At 66.0% G+C, this 20,178-nt stretch carries 22 protein-coding genes and 1 tRNA gene; 12 read left to right on the forward strand and 11 right to left on the reverse strand.

Features of this window, described 5'->3' with window-relative positions; all coding sequences use genetic code 11:
- Window positions 1–13: 13 nt before the first annotated feature.
- Window positions 14–727: a siderophore-interacting protein gene (locus AC1RT8_RS09610; RefSeq protein ID WP_493075383.1), complete on the reverse strand. Its 714-nt coding sequence runs from the start codon at window positions 725–727 to the stop codon at window positions 14–16.
- A 236-nt stretch (window positions 728–963) separates the two neighbouring features.
- A tRNA-Ala gene (locus tag AC1RT8_RS09615) sits at window positions 964–1,039 on the reverse strand.
- A 247-nt stretch (window positions 1,040–1,286) separates the two neighbouring features.
- Here AC1RT8_RS09615 and AC1RT8_RS09620 point away from each other — a divergent pair.
- Together AC1RT8_RS09620 and AC1RT8_RS09625 are read left to right on the forward strand one after the other, a co-directional pair.
- Window positions 1,287–2,300, forward strand: coding sequence for a DUF2171 domain-containing protein (locus AC1RT8_RS09620; RefSeq protein WP_493075384.1), 1,014 nt, complete (start codon window positions 1,287–1,289; stop codon window positions 2,298–2,300).
- Between the two features lie 111 nt (window positions 2,301–2,411).
- Window positions 2,412–3,116, forward strand: coding sequence for a DUF6058 family natural product biosynthesis protein (locus tag AC1RT8_RS09625; protein ID WP_493075385.1), 705 nt, complete (start codon window positions 2,412–2,414; stop codon window positions 3,114–3,116).
- Window positions 3,117–3,230: 114 nt separating this feature from the next.
- Here AC1RT8_RS09625 and ypfJ read toward each other — a convergent pair whose 3' ends face one another.
- Window positions 3,231–4,151: a KPN_02809 family neutral zinc metallopeptidase gene (gene ypfJ, locus AC1RT8_RS09630; protein WP_493075386.1), complete on the reverse strand. Its 921-nt coding sequence runs from the start codon at window positions 4,149–4,151 to the stop codon at window positions 3,231–3,233.
- A 156-nt stretch (window positions 4,152–4,307) separates the two neighbouring features.
- On the opposite strand from ypfJ, the gene AC1RT8_RS09635 reads away from it, so the two are divergent.
- The 3 genes from AC1RT8_RS09635 (at window position 4,308) to AC1RT8_RS09645 (ending at window position 7,047) form a co-directional block, all read left to right on the forward strand.
- Window positions 4,308–5,462, forward strand: coding sequence for a patatin-like phospholipase family protein (locus AC1RT8_RS09635; RefSeq protein ID WP_493075387.1), 1,155 nt, complete (start codon window positions 4,308–4,310; stop codon window positions 5,460–5,462).
- A gap of 21 nt (window positions 5,463–5,483) precedes the next feature.
- Window positions 5,484–6,269: a 3-hydroxybutyrate dehydrogenase gene (locus tag AC1RT8_RS09640; RefSeq protein ID WP_493075388.1), complete on the forward strand. Its 786-nt coding sequence runs from the start codon at window positions 5,484–5,486 to the stop codon at window positions 6,267–6,269.
- A gap of 82 nt (window positions 6,270–6,351) precedes the next feature.
- On the forward strand, window positions 6,352–7,047 hold the full coding sequence (locus AC1RT8_RS09645; RefSeq protein WP_493075389.1) for a DUF4893 domain-containing protein: 696 nt from the start codon (window positions 6,352–6,354) through the stop codon (window positions 7,045–7,047).
- 27 nt (window positions 7,048–7,074) lie between these two features.
- On the opposite strand, the gene AC1RT8_RS09650 is transcribed toward AC1RT8_RS09645, so the two are convergent.
- Both AC1RT8_RS09650 and AC1RT8_RS09655 read right to left on the reverse strand, forming a co-directional pair.
- Window positions 7,075–7,671 carry a hypothetical protein gene (locus tag AC1RT8_RS09650; RefSeq protein WP_493075390.1) on the reverse strand — a complete coding sequence of 199 codons (597 nt, stop codon included), beginning with the start codon at window positions 7,669–7,671 and terminating at the stop codon, window positions 7,075–7,077.
- Window positions 7,671–8,627, reverse strand: coding sequence for a cation diffusion facilitator family transporter (locus tag AC1RT8_RS09655; RefSeq protein WP_493075391.1), 957 nt, complete (start codon window positions 8,625–8,627; stop codon window positions 7,671–7,673). The genes AC1RT8_RS09650 and AC1RT8_RS09655 overlap by 1 nt, the downstream gene beginning before the upstream one ends.
- Before the next feature lie 343 nt (window positions 8,628–8,970).
- Here AC1RT8_RS09655 and AC1RT8_RS09660 point away from each other — a divergent pair, with 343 nt between their 5' ends.
- Together AC1RT8_RS09660 and AC1RT8_RS09665 are read left to right on the forward strand one after the other, a co-directional pair.
- Window positions 8,971–10,359, forward strand: a complete 1,389-nt coding sequence (locus tag AC1RT8_RS09660) for a helix-turn-helix domain-containing protein (RefSeq protein ID WP_493075392.1) — start codon at window positions 8,971–8,973, stop codon at window positions 10,357–10,359.
- Between the two features lie 139 nt (window positions 10,360–10,498).
- Window positions 10,499–12,094 carry an isocitrate lyase gene (locus tag AC1RT8_RS09665; protein ID WP_493075393.1) on the forward strand — a complete coding sequence of 532 codons (1,596 nt, stop codon included), beginning with the start codon at window positions 10,499–10,501 and terminating at the stop codon, window positions 12,092–12,094.
- Between the two features lie 175 nt (window positions 12,095–12,269).
- Here AC1RT8_RS09665 and AC1RT8_RS09670 read toward each other — a convergent pair whose 3' ends face one another.
- Window positions 12,270–12,710 carry a hypothetical protein gene (locus AC1RT8_RS09670; protein WP_493075395.1) on the reverse strand — a complete coding sequence of 147 codons (441 nt, stop codon included), beginning with the start codon at window positions 12,708–12,710 and terminating at the stop codon, window positions 12,270–12,272.
- A gap of 57 nt (window positions 12,711–12,767) precedes the next feature.
- Here AC1RT8_RS09670 and AC1RT8_RS09675 point away from each other — a divergent pair, with 57 nt between their 5' ends.
- Window positions 12,768–13,247 carry a carboxymuconolactone decarboxylase family protein gene (locus AC1RT8_RS09675; RefSeq protein ID WP_493075396.1) on the forward strand — a complete coding sequence of 160 codons (480 nt, stop codon included), beginning with the start codon at window positions 12,768–12,770 and terminating at the stop codon, window positions 13,245–13,247.
- Between the two features lie 9 nt (window positions 13,248–13,256).
- Here AC1RT8_RS09675 and AC1RT8_RS09680 read toward each other — a convergent pair whose 3' ends face one another.
- On the reverse strand, window positions 13,257–13,955 hold the full coding sequence (locus tag AC1RT8_RS09680) for a helix-turn-helix transcriptional regulator (protein ID WP_493075397.1): 699 nt from the start codon (window positions 13,953–13,955) through the stop codon (window positions 13,257–13,259).
- Between the two features lie 85 nt (window positions 13,956–14,040).
- Here AC1RT8_RS09680 and AC1RT8_RS09685 point away from each other — a divergent pair, with 85 nt between their 5' ends.
- Window positions 14,041–14,445, forward strand: coding sequence for a GFA family protein (locus AC1RT8_RS09685; protein ID WP_493075398.1), 405 nt, complete (start codon window positions 14,041–14,043; stop codon window positions 14,443–14,445).
- Between the two features lie 27 nt (window positions 14,446–14,472).
- Here AC1RT8_RS09685 and AC1RT8_RS09690 read toward each other — a convergent pair whose 3' ends face one another.
- The 4 genes from AC1RT8_RS09690 to AC1RT8_RS09705 form a co-directional block, all read right to left on the reverse strand.
- Window positions 14,473–15,453 (reverse strand): SMP-30/gluconolactonase/LRE family protein, encoded by a 981-nt coding sequence (locus AC1RT8_RS09690; protein WP_493075399.1) that lies wholly within the window; start codon window positions 15,451–15,453, stop codon window positions 14,473–14,475.
- Between the two features lie 29 nt (window positions 15,454–15,482).
- Entirely contained in the window at window positions 15,483–16,433 is a 951-nt protein-coding gene (locus tag AC1RT8_RS09695; RefSeq protein WP_493075400.1) for an aldo/keto reductase, read from the reverse strand.
- Window positions 16,430–16,621 (reverse strand): hypothetical protein, encoded by a 192-nt coding sequence (locus tag AC1RT8_RS09700; protein WP_493075401.1) that lies wholly within the window; start codon window positions 16,619–16,621, stop codon window positions 16,430–16,432. The genes AC1RT8_RS09695 and AC1RT8_RS09700 overlap by 4 nt, the downstream gene beginning before the upstream one ends.
- 104 nt (window positions 16,622–16,725) lie before the next feature.
- Window positions 16,726–17,016, reverse strand: coding sequence for a hypothetical protein (locus tag AC1RT8_RS09705; RefSeq protein WP_493075402.1), 291 nt, complete (start codon window positions 17,014–17,016; stop codon window positions 16,726–16,728).
- A gap of 145 nt (window positions 17,017–17,161) precedes the next feature.
- On the opposite strand from AC1RT8_RS09705, the gene AC1RT8_RS09710 reads away from it, so the two are divergent.
- Genes AC1RT8_RS09710 through AC1RT8_RS09720 form a run of 3 tightly spaced genes read left to right on the forward strand, consistent with a single transcriptional unit; the run spans window position 17,162 to window position 20,126 of the window.
- Window positions 17,162–18,133, forward strand: a complete 972-nt coding sequence (locus AC1RT8_RS09710) for an ArsR/SmtB family transcription factor (protein ID WP_493075403.1) — start codon at window positions 17,162–17,164, stop codon at window positions 18,131–18,133.
- Entirely contained in the window at window positions 18,130–19,068 is a 939-nt protein-coding gene (gene metF, locus AC1RT8_RS09715) for a methylenetetrahydrofolate reductase [NAD(P)H] (RefSeq protein ID WP_493075404.1), read from the forward strand. Before AC1RT8_RS09710 ends, metF begins: the two co-directional genes overlap by 4 nt.
- Before the next feature lie 11 nt (window positions 19,069–19,079).
- Entirely contained in the window at window positions 19,080–20,126 is a 1,047-nt protein-coding gene (locus AC1RT8_RS09720; protein WP_493075405.1) for a homocysteine S-methyltransferase family protein, read from the forward strand.
- Window positions 20,127–20,178: the final 52 nt, after the last annotated feature.

Below are 20,178 nucleotides of genomic sequence, written 5' to 3' on the forward strand. Positions count from 1 at the left end.
TCGCCCTCGCTCCTCAATCCAGGCCGGTCTTGCCGGGTGCCCAATAGGCCTTTGAACGCAGGCGCGCCGGTGCGACGCCGGCGCCCCGCAACAGCCGGATCAGCCGCTGGATCGCTGCCGCCCGGCCGGTCAGGACGAAGGTGCAAGCGCCTTGCGCAAGGTCGATTAGGCGGCGCTCGATCTCGTCCAGATGCGCCTCGGTATCGGTGCGCTCGACCAGCATGGCCGGGCTCAGGCCGATCTCCCGCAATACCGGGTCGCATTCGGCGATGCTCGAGACTTCGAACAGCAGGTGCGCAGCCACCGGTCCTCGCGCCCCGGCCAGGGCGAGCCCAAGGCCGAACGACGTCTCGTCGCCGAACAGGACGATCGGCCCGGTGTCGCCATCCACATCGAGCGACCGGCGCGGACCGAAGAACTGGCATTTCTCGCCTCCGATCAGCCCCGTCGCCCAGTCGCTACCCGGGCCGTCTCCGTGCGACCAGGCGAGGATCCGGGTGCGACCGCGTTCCACGTCCCACATGGTCGGCGTATAGGTTCGCGCGGTGAGCAGGCCGCCGAGCATCACCTGGATCTTCTGGCCCGGGGTCCAGGCGACCTGTTTCAGCGCTTCCCCTTCGAGGTCGATCAGCCGGAACTGTGCCGATAGCGGCTGAACAGATGTGATGGTGGCCGGGCGCATCAGCCAGCGGATCAGCGCCGTCTCGATCCGGCCGGGTTGCTTCACGCGCCCGGAGGCAGGCGGGATGGGGGCGGATGTCATGCGATCGATCATTGCAACGCCTTTGCGGAAAGTGGCCGGCCCGGGAGACCGGTCCAATTGGCCTATCATGGCCTATTTGCGAATGATTCTCAACAATGATGCGAACGATTCGCAACGAGCGTTCGAGACGCCGCGATCGATACTGTCGGCGATGCTCTGAATGCAGTGAAGGGGCGCGGCGGTCCGGGCATTGCGGGCGCTGGTGGAGCTGAGGGGAATCGAACCCCTGACCTCTGCAGTGCGATTGCAGCGCTCTCCCATCTGAGCTACAGCCCCGCACCCGCTCCGCGCCCATATTCCGGGCCGGAAGCGCGCGTTTAGCGAGCCTTTTCGGGCGATGCAACCGCATCGCCCACAGCCTCCCAACTTTCTCTGCGTCGAACCGCGCGAACGACGCGGCGAGATATCGCTACGCCCGCGTAACTATCGGAACAAACACGGCTTTCGTTCCTTTCTTGGATGGTCGAGCGGACGCGGGAGAGGCGTCTGCCGGCACCCGCAGAATCGAAGGAAGGACGCCGTCATGGACAATGGACGCTATCTCCGAAACACCAACCCGCAGGCCGATTATTCGGATAGCGGAGAGGCCGATTACACCCGCGACTATGGGGCGGGGCAGGACTACACCTATTCGAGCGCCCGCGAATATCAGGCGGCGGGCGAGTTCGCTCGTGGCCGCGGCCGGGACTATGGTCAGCGCGACTTTGGCCAGCGTGATTATGGTCCCCGCGACTATGGCAACTCGGCTTACGGCCGGCGCGAGCAGCGCAATCTTGGCCAGCGCCGTCGCGATGCAGGGTTCCAGGGCGCGTATCGTGGCAGCTATGGTTCGGACGGGCACCGCTTCACCGAGACCGGCGACCGCGACGATGGACGGTCGGACTATGGCCGGGCCGACCTGTATGGCCATCGTGATCGCGGCCGGCCCGGAGGCTATGACTATCAGGACCGCGACTTCTTCAGCCGCGCCGGGGACGAGGTCCGCTCCTGGTTCGGCGACGAAGAGGCCGAGCGCCGCCGCGAGATGGACTCGCGCTATGACGAGCACCGGGGCGGCAGCGGCCGCTGGGACAGCCCCTATGCGCGCGACGACGATTATCATAGCTGGCGCCGCTCGCAGATCGACGCGCTCGACCGCGACTATGACGAATATCGCCGCGAAAACCGGTCGAAGTTCGAGAAGGAGTTCGGCAGCTGGCGCAGCGAGCGACAGACTCAGCGCAGTGCGCTGTCGAAGGTCACCGAGCACATGGAGGTGCTCGGCTCGGACGGCGAGCATGTCGGCACCGTCGACAAGGTGCGCGGCGACCGCGTCATCCTGACCAAGAGCGACGCCGATGCCGGCGGCCGGCATCATTCGATCCCCTCGCGCTGGATCGACTCGGTCGACGATAAGGTGAAGATTCGCAAGACAGCGGAGGATGCGAAAGCGCATTGGCGCGACGAGGAACGCAGCGCGTTCTTCGGCGAGAATCGCGACGAGGATAGCGACAAGGGGCCGCACATCCTCAACCGGAGTTTCTCGGGCACCTATTGAGCCTGAGATTTCCCTGGCCCCTCTCCCCGCAAGGGGGGAGGGGTCTGTTGCGTCGGCATCGTTCGGCCCTTGCCGAAGCATCTTTCGGCGATCCGGCGCTATGGCCGGCGCATGACACATCTTGCCTATGTCCAGCGCTGGTTCCTGACGCCCGAACTCTTCTGTCGACAGCTTGGTGCGGAGCCAGATCTCGGCGTGCGCCTGATCGAAGCCGGCGCGATGCCGGGGGCGATCTATGCCGAGCATGAAGGCGCCTGGTGGAGCGCGCTTGGCGCGACCGAGCCGCCGCCGCCCGGCGGGCTGTGGTATGCTCCGGCTGCCCTGTGGTGGGGTCGCCGGGCGATGTTGAGCCTGAAGCAGGGCCTGTCGGTCGACGAGGCGGCGGCACAGAATCGGGTGCATTTCATCAAGGCATTCGTCCGGGCGCTCGCCGAAGAGCCGCTTGCCCTGATCGCCTTTCCCGATGCCTTCCCGGACCAGCATCTCGATCCCGAAACGGCCGCGCGCTGCGCCGCGGTCGAGTGGGAAAGCTGGATCCGTGGTGGCTATGCCGTCTGCCTGCGCCGTTTCTCCGGCGAGAGCTGCGTGCGCAAGGAATCCCTCGGCAAGCGGATCCGCCTCCATATGGATCAGGCGCCGGGATACCGGCTCGACGACGATAGCCTGTTCGATCTGGTCGAACGGCTGGAGAGCCTGGTGCTGCCCTTTGCGCCGTGGCAGCGCGAGGTGGGAACGCCCGGCCGGGCGATTGACGGGCCGCTTGCGCAACTGGGGCTGGGTGCCGATCTACCCTATGAGGTTGCTGGCAGCCGCTAGAGTTTCGTCATGCCGGACTTGTTCCGGCATCCATCGGGCCGCAGGAGCCGAAGCGTTTGGTACGCGGCACGATGGACCCCGGAACAAGTCCTGGGTGACGAGGAGTCGAGCAGACTAGATCGCCCCGCTGAACGTATCGCACTGGTTCGGATCGCCGCTGTCGAGCCCGCGCCGCAGCCAGGCCTTGCGCTGCGCCGAGCTGCCATGGGTGAAGCTGTCGGGCACCACGCGGCCCTGCGCCTCTTTCTGCAGCGTGTCGTCGCCGATCGCCTGGGCGGCGGTCATGCCTTCCTCCAGGTCGCCCGGCTCCATCCGGTCGCGATTCTGCGCGGCCCAGACGCCGGCAAAACAGTCCGCCTGCAGTTCGAGCCTGACCGACAGCGCATTGCCCTCGGTGCGGCTCGACCGCGCCATCTGCTGCTGGACCTGGTCCGAGGTGCCGAGCAGATTCTGGATGTGGTGGCCGAATTCATGCGCGATCACATAATCCTGCGCGAAATCGCCCTTGGCGCCGAAACGGGTGCCGAGCTCGTCGAAGAAGCTGGTGTCGAGATAGATGCCCTGGTCGCTCGGGCAGTAGAAGGGGCCCATCGCGCTCTGCGCCGCGCCGCAGCCCGACTGGCCCTGGCCGCCATAGAAAACGAGCTTGGGCTGGGCGAAGCGCTCGCCGGCCTTGCTGAACAAGGCCGCCCAGGTCTTGTCGGCCGAACTGAAGGCGTTGCACGCTGCCTTGCTCGCCGGATTGAGGTTGCAGCTCGAAGTCGTATCGCTGCCGGCGACCGGACCGTTGCCGACCCGTTCGGTTGGGGTGGACACCAGGCCGCCACCGCCTCCGGTCAGCGAACCCAAGCCGCCGAACAGCGCGAAGGCGATCAGCAGCACGGCCACGCCGCCGCAACCGAAACGGCTGAACACCAGGGGCAACAGGCCGAACAGCATCCCGCCGCCCCCGCCACCGCCGCCGAACCCGAATCCGCCGCCCTGGCCGCGCTGATCCTCCACATTGATGTTGGGATCGAAATCGTCGAGGCGCATCTTGAGTGTCCCGGGGTTCGTTGCCGATGCGGCATGAATGCGCGGGCGCTCCGGTTGTTGCAAGCGTCGCGCATTTCGCCGTTTCCGGCGTGCCTGACGCGCTTTTCATCAAACGGGCGTTGATCCGGCCGCGCGGGCAGCGCATGTGCGCGTTCGATGGCCGATGCCGAACCCATGAGAGCTTTGCGCCAGGCGGAAGCCCTGCCGCTGCCCGAGTGCGTCGCGCTGGTGCTGCAGGGCGGCGGCGCGCTCGGCAGCTATCAGGCGGGCGTGATCGAGGGACTGCACGCGCGCGGGATCGAGATCGACTGGGTCGCCGGCATCTCGATCGGCGCGGTCAATGCCGCGATCGTCGCGGGCAACCCGCCGCATAAGCGGGTCGAAATGCTCACCGCTTTCTGGGATATGGTGACCTCGTCCCTCCCGAGTTTCCCGATCTATCCCGACGATCATGTGCGCGAATGGCTGCACGAATGGTCGGCGGGCTATGTGATGGCGGCGGGCGTGCCGGGCTTCTTCGCGCCGCGCATGGTCTCGCCGGTATTCGCCGTGCCGGGCACGCCCGAGGCGCTGAGCTTCTACGATTCGACCCCGCTGAAGGAGACGCTCGATTCGCTGGTCGACTGGGATCTGCTGAACGAAGGGTCGGTGCGCCTCTCGGTCGGCGCGGTCGATGTCGAGAGCGGCAATTTCAACTATTTCGACACGAAGACGACGCGGATCGACGCGCGGCACATCATGGCATCGGGCGCTTTGCCGCCGGGCCTGCCGCCGATCGAGATCGACGGGAAATGGTGGTGGGACGGCGGCCTCGTCTCGAACACGCCGCTCACCCATGTGCTCGATAATCAGACCGAGCCCTTGCTCGCCTTCCAGGTCGATCTGTTCGCGGCGGCGGCCGACCGGCCACGGACGATCATGGACGTCGCGGCGCGCGAGAAGGAGATTCGTTTCTCCAGCCGGACGCGCCAGGTGTCGGACCAGGTGATGCGCATCCGCAAGGACCGCGAGATCGCGCGCAAGGTGATCGCGAAGCTGCCCAAGGAAATGCGCAGCGATCCCGATGTGCTTGCGCTCGAGACCTGCTCGGCGGAACATCCGGTCAGCCTCGTTCAGCTCATCTATCGCACCAACGCCTGGGAAGGCGGATCGCGCGATTTCGAGTTCTCGGCCCGCACGATGCGCGAGCATTGGCATGCCGGGCGCGAGGCGGTCGCCGAGACGATGATCAATGCGCGGCTGGTCGCGGAGAATATCGAGACCGGCACGACCGCGGCATTCGACCTGACGGCGAAACCCCCGACCATCTGACCTTCAATCACGGAGAACCCCATGTTCCTCAAGGGCAAGAGCGCGATCATCACCGGTTCCACCTCGGGCATCGGCCTGGCCTATGCCAAGGTACTGGCCGGCGAGGGCGCGAGCGTGATGATCAACGGCTTCGGCGATGCCGCCGCGATCGAGACCGAACGCGCCGCGCTGGAGGCGGTCAGCGGCGCCAAGGCGCTGTACGACGCGGCCGACATGACCGATCCGGCGGCGATCGCCGCGATGGTCAAGCGTTGCCATGACGAACTGAGCGGGCCGGACATCATCATCAACAATGCCGGCATCCAGCATGTCGCGCCGATCGAGGATTTCCCGGCCGACAAGTTCGAGGCGATCATCAAGATCAACCTGACCTCGGCCTGGTACATGATGCAGGCGGCGGTGCCGTACATGAAGGCGGCCAAATGGGGCCGGATCATCTCGACCGCCTCAGCCCATTCGATCGTCGCGAGCCCGAACAAGAGCGCCTATGTAATGGCCAAGTTCGGCATTGCCGGCCTGACCAAGACGATCGCGCTGGAAACCGCCACTCACGGCATCACGGTCAACTGCATCTCGCCCGGCTATGTCTGGACGCCCCTGGTCGAGAATCAGATCCCCGATACGATGAAAGCGCGGAACATGACGCGCGAGCAGGTGCTCAACGACGTGCTGCTCTCCGCCCAGCCGACGCGGGAATTCGTGACGCCGGAGCAGGTCGCGGCGCTCGGCCTGTTCCTGTGCCGGGACGAGGCGAAGTCGATCACCGGCGCGAACCTGTCGGTCGATGGCGGCTGGACCGCTGCCTGAGGGAACCACCCGTGTTCTCCCGGGTTGGCAAGCTGGGCGGGGCGTGGTTAGCTGCGCCCTTGCTGAAGAAAGAACCGGTCGCTTGAAAAGACTCTCCCTCGGCCTGTGCGGCTGCGCCCTTCTTGCCGGCTGTGGCGGAAAGGCGGACAAGCCCGTCGAGGTGGCCGTGGCGCCTCCGGCGCCGGCGGCGATCGTGCCGGTGACGACGCCGCCGCCCTTGCCCGTGACCCTTAAGGCCGCGAGCATGGACTGGCATCAGGTCGCGACCGACAAGGATCGCGAGCGGCTGCGCACCTGGCGCAATGCCTGGATCGCTGCCCTGGCCAAGGTCAGGGCGGCCGGGCGCGGCGCGGATCTGACCGGGCAGGGAGACCTGTTCGAGCCCGATCGCGCGCTGAGCAATGCTTCGCCGCCGCCGGGGCGCTATCGCTGCCGTGTGTTCAAGCTGGGCGCCAACGGCACGGCGATGCGTGATTTCACTGCCTATCCGCCTTATGAATGCCGCATCAACGACGAGGGCGAGGTGTCGAGCCTGTACAAGGTCGGCGGATCGCAGCGGCCGATCGGCCTGCTCTTCCCGGATGGCGGGGCGCGAATGGTTTTCCTCGGCACGATGATGTTCGGCGATGAGAGGAAGCCGATGGATTACGGCCGCGACGACGGCCGCGACATGGCCGGCTATATCGAGCGGGTCGGCGACAAGCGTTGGCGGCTGGTGCTGCCCTGGCCGAAGTTCGAATCGATCGTCGATGTCGTCGAGCTGGTGCCGGCGGACTGACCTGTCCCACGTCACCCTGAAACGAGTTCAGAGTGGCGTCGGACCTATGCTCAGCCCGAATTCCCTGACGATCCACCGATAGAGTTCCGGCGACTTCCCCAAAACCTCGGCTCGCGAGAAAGGCGGCCGCGACAGCCGGCCGTACAGCACCGCACTCGCCGTCATCGCGAAGAACTCGATCGGATGGCTGAGCATATAGGAACGCGCCGGATAGAGCCCCGAAGACCGCGCCTCCGCATAAAAGGCAAGCACATCGGCGTTCCGATACCCATCGGTCATCCGAAGCAGATGATAGCGATGCAGCAATTCATGAAGCAGTACGGGATTGTCGGGCGGCACCGCGCGCCGTTCGAGATGTACGCCATCGGGCGCGATGCGCGACATGCTGCCGGGCATCGTGTCGACCACAATGCGCTGCGTCGCGAAAAAGGCGATGATCTCGGGATCGATCGGCAGGGCCTCGACCAGCGCGATCTGGGCGGAGAGCGCAGCGGCGATCTCCGGCGTTTGCGGGGCACCCTGCCAGTCGATCGGGAAATGCGAAGCGCGCGCCAGCGCGGGGACAGACGGCAACAGCATCATGCAGAAGCCGGCCGCCAGCAGATCGCGGCGGCTGACCCGCATCAGCAGCCGCCGACCGCTTCGTCGGGGTGGAGCGCGGTCGCGTCCTCCCGGCGCTCGGGGCGGATATAGATGGAGGAGAGTTGGGGCAGCGCCGCCTTGAGATCGGTCTCGATCGCCTCGATCAGCAGCTCGGCCTCGCCCATGGTGAGCGTGTCGCGGAAATCGGCGCTGATCGCGACGAAGATCCGGTCGGGCGCGGTGTGCAGCGTGCGGACATGGTTGACCCAGGTAATCTCCGGGCGCGAGTCGACGATCTTGCGCACCTGAGTGACGATAGCGGGGTCGGCGCCTTCGCCGATCAGCAGCCCCTTGGCCTCGCGTGCCAGCAAGGCGGCGACCACGCCGAGCAGCAGGCCGATCGCGATCGAGGCGACGCCGTCGATGCGGGGATCGCCCCAGGCATGGCTTGCCCAGACGCCGACCGCAGCGATCGCAAGGCCCGCCAGCGCCGCCGAATCCTCGAACAGCACGATGAAGCCGGCCGGGTCCTTCGACGCGCGTACCGCCTGCCACCAACTCGTGCCGCGTACCGATCCGGCGAATTCGCGCATGGCGAAGATCCAGGAGGCGCCCTCCATCGCGAAGGCTACCGCCAGCACGACATAGTTGATCGTCGGGTCGCGCAACGGTTCCGGCTCGGCGATATGGACCCAGCCTTCATAGATCGACACGCCCGCGCCGACCGCGAAGATCAGGATCGCGACGACGAAGCTCCAGAAATACAGTTCGCGCCCATAGCCGAAGGGGTGGTCGATATCGGGCGGACGGCGCCCGCGCTTCTGGCCGTAGAGCAGCAGGACCTGGTTCAGGCTGTCGACGACCGAATGGAAGCCCTCGGTCAGCATCGAGGAAGAGCCGGATATGGCGGCGGCGACGAACTTGGCGGCCGCGATGCCGAGATTGGCCGCGAGCGCCGCATAGATGACGAGGTTGGAGCCGTGCTTCGTCGTCGCCAATATGAAGTCCCTTGTTGCAGCGCATCATGCGCACGGCCCGGCCCGGCCGACAAGCGGGATAACGGAAATGCCCGCCGACGTATCCGCCGGCGGGCATCCTTTCCTCCCCAGGAAACTTTCAAGGCGCCGCTTAGACGGCTTCCAAAGGTCGTATACTTTACAAAGGCCTGCCTAGAGGAGCTGGCTTCGACAGGGGCACTAGTGCGGGCAATTGGCGAAGTCAGGCCGGATAGAAGCTATAGCAGTGTCGCGTTGTCGCACATGTGCTCAAGAATTCTGAAATTCTGTAAACTATTGACAAGTGTGCTCGTGCCGAAGAGGGCGGCAGTCGAAGGGGCAGAATATGGCGGACAGGAAACTCTTTGCCGGGCACGCAGTACGGCGCTTGCGGCGTCAGGCTGGCCTGACCCAGGCGGCCATGTCCGACGTGTTGGCGATCTCGCCCAGCTATCTCAATCTGGTCGAGCGCAACCAGCGGCCCTTGTCCGCCTCGTTGCTGGTCAAGCTGGCCGAGAGCTTCGATTTCGATCCGCGCGCCCTGGCCGCCGGTGAGCCTGGCGGAGGGGAGTCGGCGATCCGGCGACGGCTGGCGGACCCCATGTTCGCCGACCTCGAGATCGACCGGAACGAGGTCGAGGAATGGCTGGCGGGCGCGCCGGGCGGGGCGGAGGCATTCGCGCGCGCCTATGACCGGATCGGATCGGGCGCAGCGTCGGGTGAGGCGAGCGCCAGTGATCCGATCGCCGAGGTGCGGCGCGAGATCGAGCGCTGGCGCGGGCATTTCGCCGATCTGGATGCGGCGGCCGAGAAACTGGCCGACGAACTGCGGCTGGGCGCCGGTGACCTTTACGGCGCCATCGCCGAGCGGCTGCGGGTCAAGCATCAACTCACCATCCGCATTCTGCCGGTCGATGTGATGCCCGATCTGCTGCGCCGTCTCGATCTCCACGCCCGGCAACTGCAGTTGAGCGAGATGCTGGACCCTGCCTCGCGCACCTTCGCCGCGGCCTTCCAGCTTGCCCAGATCGAGGCGCGTGGTGAGATCGACGCGCTGGCCAAGGGCGCGAGCTTCACCGATCGCGCGGCCGAGCGGCTCTATCGCCGCCATCTCGCCAGTTATTTCGCCGCGGCGGTGATGATGCCCTATGCCCGCTTTCTCCGCGCCTGCGAGGCGACGGGCTATGATCTGGAACTGCTCCAGCGGCGTTTCGGCGCGGGCTTCGAGCAGGTCGCGCACCGGCTGCCGACCCTGCAGCGCGTCGGCGCGCGCGGGCTGCCCTTCTTCATGGTGCGCATCGACCGGGCCGGCCAGGCGTCGAAGCGCTTCTCCGGCGCGAGCGGATCGCCGCTGGCCGAGGCCGAGGGGCGTTGTCCCCTGTGGCGCATGCACCATGCATTTGATCGGCCCGGCAGCCTTGCCGTGCAACTGGTCGAGCTGGAGGATGGCGCGCGCTGGCTCACCATCGCGCGGACGGTGGCGCCGCAGGGTCGTCGCTATGGCGCGGTGCCGGCCGAGTTCGCCATCGGGCTGGGTGTCGCGGCCGAGTTTGCCGGCAGCCTCGCCACGGCGCGGGGCATCGACCTGAAGGGTGAGGCGACGCCGATCGGCCTTGGCTGCCGGGCCTGCCTGCGCGAGCGCTGTCCCCAGCGGTCCGCGCCGCCGATTGGGCGGGCGCTGCTGATCAACGAGCGCGAGCGGGGGATATCGCCGTTCACCTTCGGTGGCGACTGACGGCGAGTCGATAATTTACAAATTTACATCTAATTCTGGCAGACTGTGACACCTTAACGCGGTTATCCCTCATGTAGAGGGTCCATGGCTTGTCAATTTGTGTACTTATCCTCGCACTTCAGCAAGCGAGGGACGTATCGTGACTTACCAAAGCGACATCGCACAGATCGGCCAGCTCATCGGCGGCAAGAACGGCACCTGGGATGGGATCGATGCCGAAGCGGTGGCGCGCATGCGTGTCCAGAACCGCTTCCGCACCGGGCTCGACATCGCGCGCTACACCGCCGCGATCATGCGCAAGGACATGGCGGCTTATGATGCCGATGCCGCCAATTACACCCAGTCGCTGGGGTGCTGGCACGGCTTTATCGGCCAGCAGAAGATGATCGCCATCAAGAAGCATTTCGGCTCGACCGAGCGGCGCTATCTCTACCTCTCGGGCTGGATGATCGCGGCGCTGCGCTCCGAATTCGGCCCACTGCCCGATCAATCGATGCACGAGAAGACATCGGTCCCGGCGCTGATCGAGGAACTCTATACCTTCCTTCGCCAGGCCGACGCCCGCGAGCTGGGCATGATGTTCCGCGAGATCGATGCGGCGCGCGAAGCGGGCGACCAGATCAAGGAAAAGCAGCTTCTCGCCGCGGTCGAGAATCACCAGACTCATGTCGTGCCGATCATCGCCGACATCGATGCCGGCTTCGGCAATGCCGAGGCGACCTATCTGCTCGCGCGCAAGATGATCGAGGCGGGCGCCTGCGCGCTGCAGATCGAGAACCAGGTCTCCGACGAGAAACAGTGCGGGCATCAGGACGGCAAGGTCACCGTGCCGCATGAGGACTTCCTGGCGAAGGTTCGCGCCTGCCGCTACGCCTTCCTGGAACTCGGCGTCGAGGACGGCATCATCGTCACCCGGACGGATTCGCTGGGTGCGGGCCTGACCAAGCAGATCGCCTTCAGCAAGGAGCCGGGCGATCTGGGCGACCAGTATAACGCCTTTCTCGATTGCGAGGAGATCACGCCGGAGAATGCGCGCAGCGGCGACGTCGTGATCAACCGCGACGGCAAGCTGATGCGGCCGAAACGGCTGGCGTCGAACCTCTACCAATTTCGTGCCGGCTCGGGCGAAGATCGCTGCGTGCTCGACAGCATCACCTCGCTGCAGAACGGCGCCGACCTGTTGTGGATCGAAACGGAGAAGCCGCATATCGAGCAGATCGCGGGCATGGTCGACCGTATCCGTGAGGTTATTCCCAACGCGAAGCTGGTCTACAACAACTCGCCTTCGTTCAACTGGACCTTGAACTTCCGCCAGCAGGTGTTCGATGCCTGGGCCGCTGAGGGCAGGGACGTCTCGGCCTATGACCGGGCACGCCTGATGAGCGTCGATTATGACGGGACCGAACTGGGCGACGAAGCCGATGAGCGTATCCGCACTTTCCAGGCGGACAGCGCGCGCCGGGCGGGCATCTTCCATCACCTTATCACGCTGCCGACCTATCACACCGCAGCGCTGTCGACCGACAATCTCGCCAGGGAGTATTTCGGCGAGGCTGGTATGCTTGGTTATGTCCTGGGCGTGCAGCGCCAGGAGATCCGCCAGGGTATCGCCTGTGTGAAGCACCAGAACATGTCGGGCTCCGACATCGGCGATGACCATAAGGAGTATTTCGCCGGAGAGGCCGCGCTGAAGGCAGGCGGTGTGCACAACACGATGAACCAGTTCGCGGCCTAATACGGATTGTGCGGAATGAGAGCGGCTCGGGGCTAAGGCTCCGGGCCGTTTTCCCTCACCCGTCATGCCGGACTTGTTCCGGCATCCATCATGCCGCGCGAGTGGCGGTTGTTGCGTATGCGGAACCATGGACCCCGGAACAAATCCGGGGTGACGAGTGGGTGTGGCCCCGCGCCTAGATCTTCAACAACAGGATCGGCACGACCGCGCCTGCCACCAGCATGATCGTCGACACCCGCCGCGTCGCGCGGTTGTTGAGCGCGACGATCATGCCCAGCACTGCCGACAGGATCAGCCCGATCGACATGATCACCGCGAAGATCTTGAACGGCAACGCGGAAGGCTTGGGCTTTTGCGCAACCTTGGGAACAGGTTTCGCGACCGGCTTGGCATGCTCATCGGCGCCCGCCGTTTTTGCCTGGGGCAGCCGATCGTCCTTGTGGACGCTGGCCAGCCAGACGATCCAGGTGGGCGGCGTGCTGCCCCAGCCCTTTTCCTCCTGCAGGCGGAACGTCTGCAACGCGCCGCTGAGCGAGAAGAAGATGATCGCCGGCGCCAGGAACATTCCGATATAGAGATGATAGCGGCGGAGCGTCTGCTGGGTCTGGGCTTTCATGAAAAGCGCCCCTAGCAGCCGGCCGCGCAACGGCAAGCACGCAGTTTTTTCGGTCGCGTGTCACAATCGCCGGATCGATCTCGTCCTGTCTTTCGGGAATCGCCCCGAACGAGAGAGAAGGATCATGACGACCCGACTGAACCCGTTCACCCGCCCCGACAGCCCGATCACGCTGTTGGTCGACTTCGGCACCAGGGCAAGCCAGCTCGGCCTCGAAACGGGGCTGATGGAACTGTCAAGACCCGCGCCTCGCAGATCAACGGCTGTGCGGTCTGTCTCGACCTGCATACCCGCGTCGCGCGCAAGCATGGCGAGACCGAGCAGCGGCTCTATATGCTCGACGCTTGGCGCGAAACGCCGCTCTACACCGATCGCGAACGCGCGGCGCTGGCCTGGACAGAGGCATTGACCCGGTTGACCGACGGCCATGCCTCGGATGAGAGTTACGATATGCTGATCGAAGGCGGCAGGATCAAGGCGGTCTATGTCGTGCTCAATCCGGACAAGCTGCGCCATATCGACGGCATGCTGCACTGACGGGCGGCTTCAGCCCGTCGCTGGCCATTCTTGCCTGATCTGCGCGAGCCAGCGGGCGCGCAACTGCCCCGGTCGCGCCGGATAGCGCGTGTCGAGCATCTCCGCGGCGACGATCCGGTCGAGGCGGAAGCTGCGGAAACCGTCGCGCAGCTCGCACCAGGCGATCAGCACCCGGGCGCTGTCGTGATAGCCGATCAGGGCGGGCCAGACGGTGCGGTCGGTCGGCACCCCGTCTTGCGCGCGATAGGAGAGGGCGATCTTGCGGCCCGCGCGGATCGCCTGGCGCAGCATGGTGGCGTCGACCGCGTCTGCGGGCATCTTCCAGGCGGGCGGGGTCCGCGCGGCGGGATCGTCGACCAGCGCCCGCATCTCCGCCGGTACCACGGCCGCGATCTTCGCGATCAGGTTGCGCGCTGCGTTGGCCAGGGCCGAATCGCCATGCCCCGCCACCCATTGCGCGCCGAGCACCGCCGCCTCGACTTCCTCGGGATTGAGCATCAGCGGCGGCAGATCGAACCCGCTTTCCAGGACATAGCCGATCCCGGTCTCGCCCCGGATCGGCACACGCTGCGCCATCAGCGCGGCAATGTCGCGATAGACCGACCGTTTCGACGTCTCGAGTTCGGCCGCGATCGAGTCGGCCGTGATCGGCCGGCGCTCGCGGCGCAGGATCTGGACGATCTCGAACAGGCGGTCGGCGCGGCGCATAATCGGGTCCTAGTGACATACTGCTGCCACCATGCTGGCAGCAGGGTGGCAGTATGTCGATTCCCGCAACCAAGGGAGACCCATCATGCTCAAGACCTATCATGGCAGCTGCCACTGCGGCGCGGTCGCGTTCGAGGCCGATCTCGACCTCGAAGCGGGCACCGGCAAGTGCAATTGCTCGATCTGCACCAAGCGCCGCGGCTGGGGCATGAACATCAAGCCCGACGCCTTCCGCCTGCTCCGGGGCAAGGATGCCTTGTCCGACTATCAGTTCGGCACGCTTTCCGGCCATCACCGTTTCTGCAAGACCTGCGGCTGTGCGCCGTTCGGCGACGGCCATGTCGAGCAGATCGGCGGCGACTATGTCAGCATCGCGGTTAACTGCCTGGACGACGCGACCCCGCAGGAACTGGCCGACGCCCCGGTCAACTATGCCAATGGCCGCGACAATCTCTGGTGGGAGAAGCCTGCGGTGACCGCCTATTTGTAAGGCGAGCCGGCCCCGAGGGGCCGGCCGTCACAGCTTGACGAACGCCAGCGAATTATTGGGGTTCATCGGAATGACGAGCTGGTTGGCCCCTGAGTCGAGGCACATCGATGCCGCATTCGGGATGCCGGTCGCGATCAATTGCGCCGGCTGGCCGGGGCGGAGGCGCGAGACGCCGCCATTCACCACACTGCTGACATATTTGGTGCCGTCGGGCATGATCACGATGCCGTCATTGCCCGGCTGCGCCGCCTTCTCGGTCCTGATCAGCCTGGCGGCGGGCGAGAAGGTGAGCACCGCATCGTCGCCCATGTTCGCCACGACCACATTGCCGTCATTGTCGATCGCGACGCCGTTGGGGCGCGACAGCGGGGCGCCCTCCAGGAAGACGGACGTCTTGCCATCGGGCATGATCCGATAGATTCGCCACGGCGTCTGGGCGTCGGCGCTGCCGGTCTGCGATCCGTAGATGGTGCCGTCCTTGGCGACGGCGATATCGTTGAGCCAGGCGATATCCGGGCTGGCGATCTCGCCCGCCGGGGCGCCGGTCTTGAGGTCGAACATGCGGATCACCGAGGCGCGCTTCGCCCCGTCCGCGGTGTCGCCGTCGCTGTCGGCGAGGTAGAGCTTGCCGTCATGCACGACGCTGCCGAACGGCTGGTTGAGCACCAGCCCGTCGCGTGTCGCGCCGATCCATTTCGACGTGTGCACCGATCCGTCATGGTTGATCAGCGAGACGAAGCCGTCGTTCGGCGCCTCTTTTTGCCCCGCGCCGCGGTTGACCGCGAGGATCAGGTTGCGCGTCTGATCATAGCTGCAGCTCTCGGCATTCACGAGCGCGCCAAAGACCTTCACATTGGACGACATGGGATTGAACTTGCCCTCGGCCGTCACGCCGAGCGGGGCTCCGGCGGCGAAAGGCTGCGGTGCGACGGGAGTGGGGGTCTGCTGCGCTACGGCCGACGTGCCGCCAAGCAGAAGGCTGAGCATGGCCGCGAAAACCGTCTTCATATCCCCATCCTCCCATAAGGTTTTTGAAGTCAGGCGCCGGCGTTGGTCAGGCGGTCCAGTTGCCCCTCGGTCAGGTCCAGGCCGATCGACCCGCCAAGCTCGTCCATCTGCGCGACGCTGGTGGCGCTGGCGATCGGCGCGGTAACGCCGGGCTGCGCCGCGAGCCAGGCGAGCGCGATCTGCGCGAGCGTCGCGCCGGTCTCGGCGGCGACATCGTCCATCGCGGCCAGCACGGCCTTGCCCTTGCCCTCGAGCAGGTCGCCCATCCGCCCGCCGCGCACACTCTTGCCGAGATCGTCGGTCGATCGATATTTGCCGGTAAGGAAGCCCGAGGCGAGCCCATAATAGGGCACCACGCCGATATCGTTGACGACGCAATAATCCTGCAGCTCGCCCTCGAACTTGTGGCGGCTGACCAGATTATATTCGGGCTGAAGCACCTGGTAATGCGGCAGGCCGTGCGCCCTGGCCGCATCGGTCGCCGATTTGAGCCGACCGGCGTGGAAGTTGGACGCGCCGAGCGCGCGGACCTTGCCGGCGTCGATCAGTTTGGCAAAGGCGGCAAGCGCATCCTCCTGCGCGACGGCGTCATCGTCCTGATGCGCGAAATAGAGATCGATCTGCTCGACGCCGAGCCGTTTGAGGGAGGCGTCGGCCGCGGCGGCGATACGTGCCGGCGCCAGCTTCTCGCCACCCTCACCGGGCAGCATGCCGACCTTGGTCGCAATCTGAACCTTGTCGCGCTTGCCGCTGCTGCGCAGCCATTCGCCGATCACGCTTTCGGATTCGCCGCCCTGATGCCCGGGTACCCAGGCCGAATAGACATCGGCGGTGTCGATCATCGTGCCGCCCGCCGCGATGAAGGCGTCGAGCACGGCGAAGCTGGCCGCCTTGTCGGCGGTCCAGCCGAAGACATTGCCGCCGAGCACCAGCGGCGCGATGTGGAGATCGGTTGCGCCCAGGCGGCGGAGCTTGGTCATTGCGCTTCCTCTTCGATCTCGTTCGCCGAAACGGCGTTCATGTCGACGCTGTTGGCGTCTAGCATCGCCGCGGCGTCGTTCAGCGCCCGCGCCTCGGCCGGGGTCGCGGCGCCGGGCGTGTCGTTGCCCCCGCAGGAGGCGAGCAGCAATGCACCGGCCAAAAGCGTGCCGGCCCTGAAACAGGTCATCCGCGTCTCCGTTCGTCCTGAGCTTGTCGAAGGACCGTCCGGCCCGGCAATGTCAAAGTTGAACAAGAAACATTTCGACACGATCGGGGCGGACGGCCGGAATATCAGTCCTCGATCTCGCTGCCGGCTGCCTTCATCGCATTGCCGGTCTTGTCGAGCACCGCATCGGTCTTGTTGCCGATCACGGCACCGGCATTGTCGATCGATGCCTCGGCCGCGCCCAGCGCGCGATCGGCGGCAGCGCCGGTGTCGGCGGCGGCTTCGCTCATCGTCGCATTGGCGTCGGCGGCGATCGTGTCGGCGGCCTGGGCGGTTTCGTTCTGCGCCTTGGGGCTGCAGGCGGCGAGGCCCAGGGCTGCGGTCAGGGCAAGCGGCAGGACCAGGAATTTCGTCATCGGTCGGGCTCCTCTTCTGGGATGCATGTCGGCATCGGCGCGTCACGACGACGCTATCGAAGGGGCCTGACGCGCGCAATGCGCTTCGGTTCCATGGCCTGCGTCGTTGACCTCATATAAAGATATCTTTATATCTACTTCGACAATGACCCTGGCCCTCGACATATTCCGCGCGCTTGCAGACGGCACCCGCCTGCGCATCCTCGCGCTGCTGCGGTCGATGGAGCTGTCGGTCGGTGAGCTGGCACAGGTGCTCGGGCAAAGCCAGCCGCGCGTCAGCCGCCATGTGAAGATTCTGTGCGATGCCGGCCTCGCCGAGCGGCGCAAGGAAGGCAGCTGGGTGTTCGTGGCACTGGGAACGGCGTCGAAGGTCGATCCGGTGCTCGCCTCGCTCGACCAATGGGGCAAGCTCGAACCCGATCATTGGGCGGTCGCCGATGCGGCGCGGCTGGCGGCGGTGCGGGCCGATCGCGCCTCCTCGGCGGCGGGCTGGTTCGAGGCCAATGCCGGGCAATGGGACGCGATCCGATCGCTTCATATCGCCGAGAGCGAGGTCGAGGCAGCGATGTCCGCCGTACTCGGCGATGCGCCGATCGGGCAGCTGATCGATATCGGCACCGGCACCGGCCGGATGCTCGAACTGTTCGCCGGCCGCGCGAGGCACGCGCTGGGCATCGATCGCAGCTCGGAAATGCTGCGGCTCGCCCGTGCCAAGCTGTCCGAACGCGGCCTCGCCAATGCCGAATTGCGCCAGGCCGATCTCTACGCGCTACCGCTGGGCGACGGCGAAGCGGATGCGGCGATCCTCCATCACGTGCTCCATTTCGCGCAGCAGCCCGGTGCGGCGATCGCCGAGGCGGCGCGCGTGCTGTCGGACGGCGGGCGGTTGCTGATCGCCGATTTCGCGCCGCACGACCGCGAGGAACTGCGCACCCGCGACGCGCATACCCGCCTTGGTTTCTCCGACGAGCAGATCGCGGCCTGGTTCGACGCCGCCGGGCTGGTCCCGGCGCGGACCGAGACGCTCGAAGGCGGCGAGCTGACGGTGAAGCTCTGGCTGGCGCGCAAAGCCACCACGCAAAAACAGATACCGGTACGAGAGGTTAAGGCAGCATGACGACCCAGAACCCGCAAAGCGAAGCGCGCCGCGCCCAGGCGTCGCCCTTGTTCGCTGATCTCGCGGGCGACGCTCAGGTGTCGTTCGAATTCTTCCCGCCCAAGACGCCCAAGATGGAAGAGACTCTGTGGGAGGCGGTGAAGACGCTCGAGCCGCTCGCCCCGCGCTTCGTCTCGGTCACTTATGGCGCCGGCGGATCGACCCGCGAGCGCACCCATGCGACGGTCGCGCGCATCCAGCGCGAGACCTCGCTGGCCGCCGCCGCGCACCTCACCTGCGTCGAGGCGAGCAAGGCCGAGATCGACCAGGTCGCCGAGGAATATTGGGCGGCGGGCGTGCGCCACATCGTCGCGCTGCGTGGCGATCCCCCTGTCGCGGGCGCGAAGTTCGTGGCGCACCCGGACGGCTATGAGAATGCGGCGGCTTTGGTCGCAGGCCTGAAGAAACTCCACCCGTTCGAGATCTCGGTCGCTGCCTATCCCGAATGCCACCCCGATTCGCCTGACGCGACGGCGGACATCGACAATCTCAAGCGCAAGCTGGATGCCGGGGCGAACCGCGGGATCACGCAGTTCTTCTTCTCGCCCGAGGCGTTCTTCCGCTTCCGTGACCGCGTCGCGGCGGCCGGTATCACGGCTGAGATCGTGCCCGGCATCCTGCCCGTCTCCAACGTCGCGCAGACTCGCAAGTTCGCGGCGATGTGCGGGGCTGAGATTCCCGACTGGATGGGCCGGCTGTTCGATGGCCTCGACGATCATCCCGCCGCGCGCCAGCTCGTCGCGGCGACCGTCGCCGCCGAGATGTGCCGCCGCCTCTATGCGGGCGATGTGCGCAGCTTCCATTTTTACACGCTCAACCGCGCCGAGCTGAGCTTCGCGATCTGCCACATGCTTGGCCTGCGCGCGAAGGTGCCGGCGCACGAAGCGGCAGCCTGAAGGACATGACCATGACCGCACGCGAAAGACTGCTGGCCGAGGCCGCCAAGCGCATCCTGATCACCGACGGCGCCTTCGGCACCGAGATCCAGAACTGGAAGCTGAACGAGGCGGACTATGCCGGCTCGCTCGGCCTGGCGAAGGACCAGAAGGGCAATAACGACATCCTCGCGCTGACCAAGCCCGAGGTGCCGGAGACGATCACCCGCGAATATCTCGACGCGGGGTCGGACATCGTCTCGACCAACACCTTCAGCGCGAATGTGATCAGCCAGGCCGATTATGCCGCGGAGAGCCTGGTCAAGGAGATCAACATCGCCTCCGCGCAGATCGCCCGCCGGCTCGCCGACGAATATGAAGCGAAGGACGGCCGGCCCCGCTTCGTCGCCGGCGCGATCGGGCCGACCAACAAGACCTTGTCGCTGTCGCCGGACGTCAACGATCCCGGCTTCCGCGAGATCGACTTCGACTACCTGAAGAATGTGTACCGCGAGCAGACCGATGCGCTGCTAGAAGGCGGGGTGGATTTCATCCTGATCGAGACGGTGTTCGATACGCTCAACGCCAAGGCTGGCGTCATGGCGGCACTGGAAGCGGCGGACGATCTCGGGCGTGACGTGCCGATCATGTTGTCGATGACCCTGACCGACCTGTCGGGCCGCAACCTTTCCGGTCACACGGTCGAGGCGTTCTGGCACGCGGTACGGCACGCCAGGCCGATCACCATCGGGCTCAACTGCTCGTTCGGCGCGGAACAGCTTCGCCCCCACGTGCGCACTTTGAGCGACATCGCCGATACGCTGATCATGGTTTATCCGAACGCCGGCCTGCCCAACGAGCTCGGCGAATATGACGAGCAGCCGGTGACCACCGCCGGGCTGGTGCGCGAATGGGCGGCGAACGGCCAGGTCAACATCCTGGGCGGCTGTTGCGGGTCGACCCCGGCGCATATCGCCGCGATCGCCAAGGCGGTGGCCGACCTGGCTCCGCGCACGCCGGTGGTGCCGCCGGTGAAGACCCGCCTTGCCGGGCTGGAGCCTATGACGATGGCGGCTTAACTCCCCTCCCGCTTGCGGGAGGGGCTGGGGGACGGCCTGTCCTCTTCCGCGC

The organism is Sphingomonas sp. GW821-FHT10F11, from assembly GCF_058809095.1.

What these genes read in the sequence shown, in the direction of transcription:
- AC1RT8_RS09640 (WP_493075388.1), top strand. Translation starts at nt 5,484, where the DNA reads ATGTTCCTCAAGGGCAAGAGCGCGATCATCACCGGTTCCACCTCGGGC.
- AC1RT8_RS09710 (WP_493075403.1), top strand. Translation starts at nt 17,162, where the DNA reads ATGACCCTGGCCCTCGACATATTCCGCGCGCTTGCAGACGGCACCCGC.
- AC1RT8_RS09660 (WP_493075392.1), top strand. Translation starts at nt 8,971, where the DNA reads ATGGCGGACAGGAAACTCTTTGCCGGGCACGCAGTACGGCGCTTGCGG.
- AC1RT8_RS09695 (WP_493075400.1), bottom strand. Translation starts at nt 16,433, where the DNA reads ATGACCAAGCTCCGCCGCCTGGGCGCAACCGATCTCCACATCGCGCCG.
- AC1RT8_RS09720 (WP_493075405.1), top strand. Translation starts at nt 19,080, where the DNA reads ATGACCGCACGCGAAAGACTGCTGGCCGAGGCCGCCAAGCGCATCCTG.
- metF (WP_493075404.1), top strand. Translation starts at nt 18,130, where the DNA reads ATGACGACCCAGAACCCGCAAAGCGAAGCGCGCCGCGCCCAGGCGTCG.
- AC1RT8_RS09690 (WP_493075399.1), bottom strand. Translation starts at nt 15,453, where the DNA reads ATGAAGACGGTTTTCGCGGCCATGCTCAGCCTTCTGCTTGGCGGCACG.
- ypfJ (WP_493075386.1), bottom strand. Translation starts at nt 4,151, where the DNA reads ATGCGCCTCGACGATTTCGATCCCAACATCAATGTGGAGGATCAGCGC.
- AC1RT8_RS09625 (WP_493075385.1), top strand. Translation starts at nt 2,412, where the DNA reads ATGACACATCTTGCCTATGTCCAGCGCTGGTTCCTGACGCCCGAACTC.
- AC1RT8_RS09635 (WP_493075387.1), top strand. Translation starts at nt 4,308, where the DNA reads ATGGCCGATGCCGAACCCATGAGAGCTTTGCGCCAGGCGGAAGCCCTG.
- AC1RT8_RS09705 (WP_493075402.1), bottom strand. Translation starts at nt 17,016, where the DNA reads ATGACGAAATTCCTGGTCCTGCCGCTTGCCCTGACCGCAGCCCTGGGC.
- AC1RT8_RS09650 (WP_493075390.1), bottom strand. Translation starts at nt 7,671, where the DNA reads ATGCGGGTCAGCCGCCGCGATCTGCTGGCGGCCGGCTTCTGCATGATG.
- AC1RT8_RS09700 (WP_493075401.1), bottom strand. Translation starts at nt 16,621, where the DNA reads ATGACCTGTTTCAGGGCCGGCACGCTTTTGGCCGGTGCATTGCTGCTC.
- AC1RT8_RS09670 (WP_493075395.1), bottom strand. Translation starts at nt 12,710, where the DNA reads ATGAAAGCCCAGACCCAGCAGACGCTCCGCCGCTATCATCTCTATATC.
- AC1RT8_RS09680 (WP_493075397.1), bottom strand. Translation starts at nt 13,955, where the DNA reads ATGCGCCGCGCCGACCGCCTGTTCGAGATCGTCCAGATCCTGCGCCGC.
- AC1RT8_RS09620 (WP_493075384.1), top strand. Translation starts at nt 1,287, where the DNA reads ATGGACAATGGACGCTATCTCCGAAACACCAACCCGCAGGCCGATTAT.
- AC1RT8_RS09685 (WP_493075398.1), top strand. Translation starts at nt 14,041, where the DNA reads ATGCTCAAGACCTATCATGGCAGCTGCCACTGCGGCGCGGTCGCGTTC.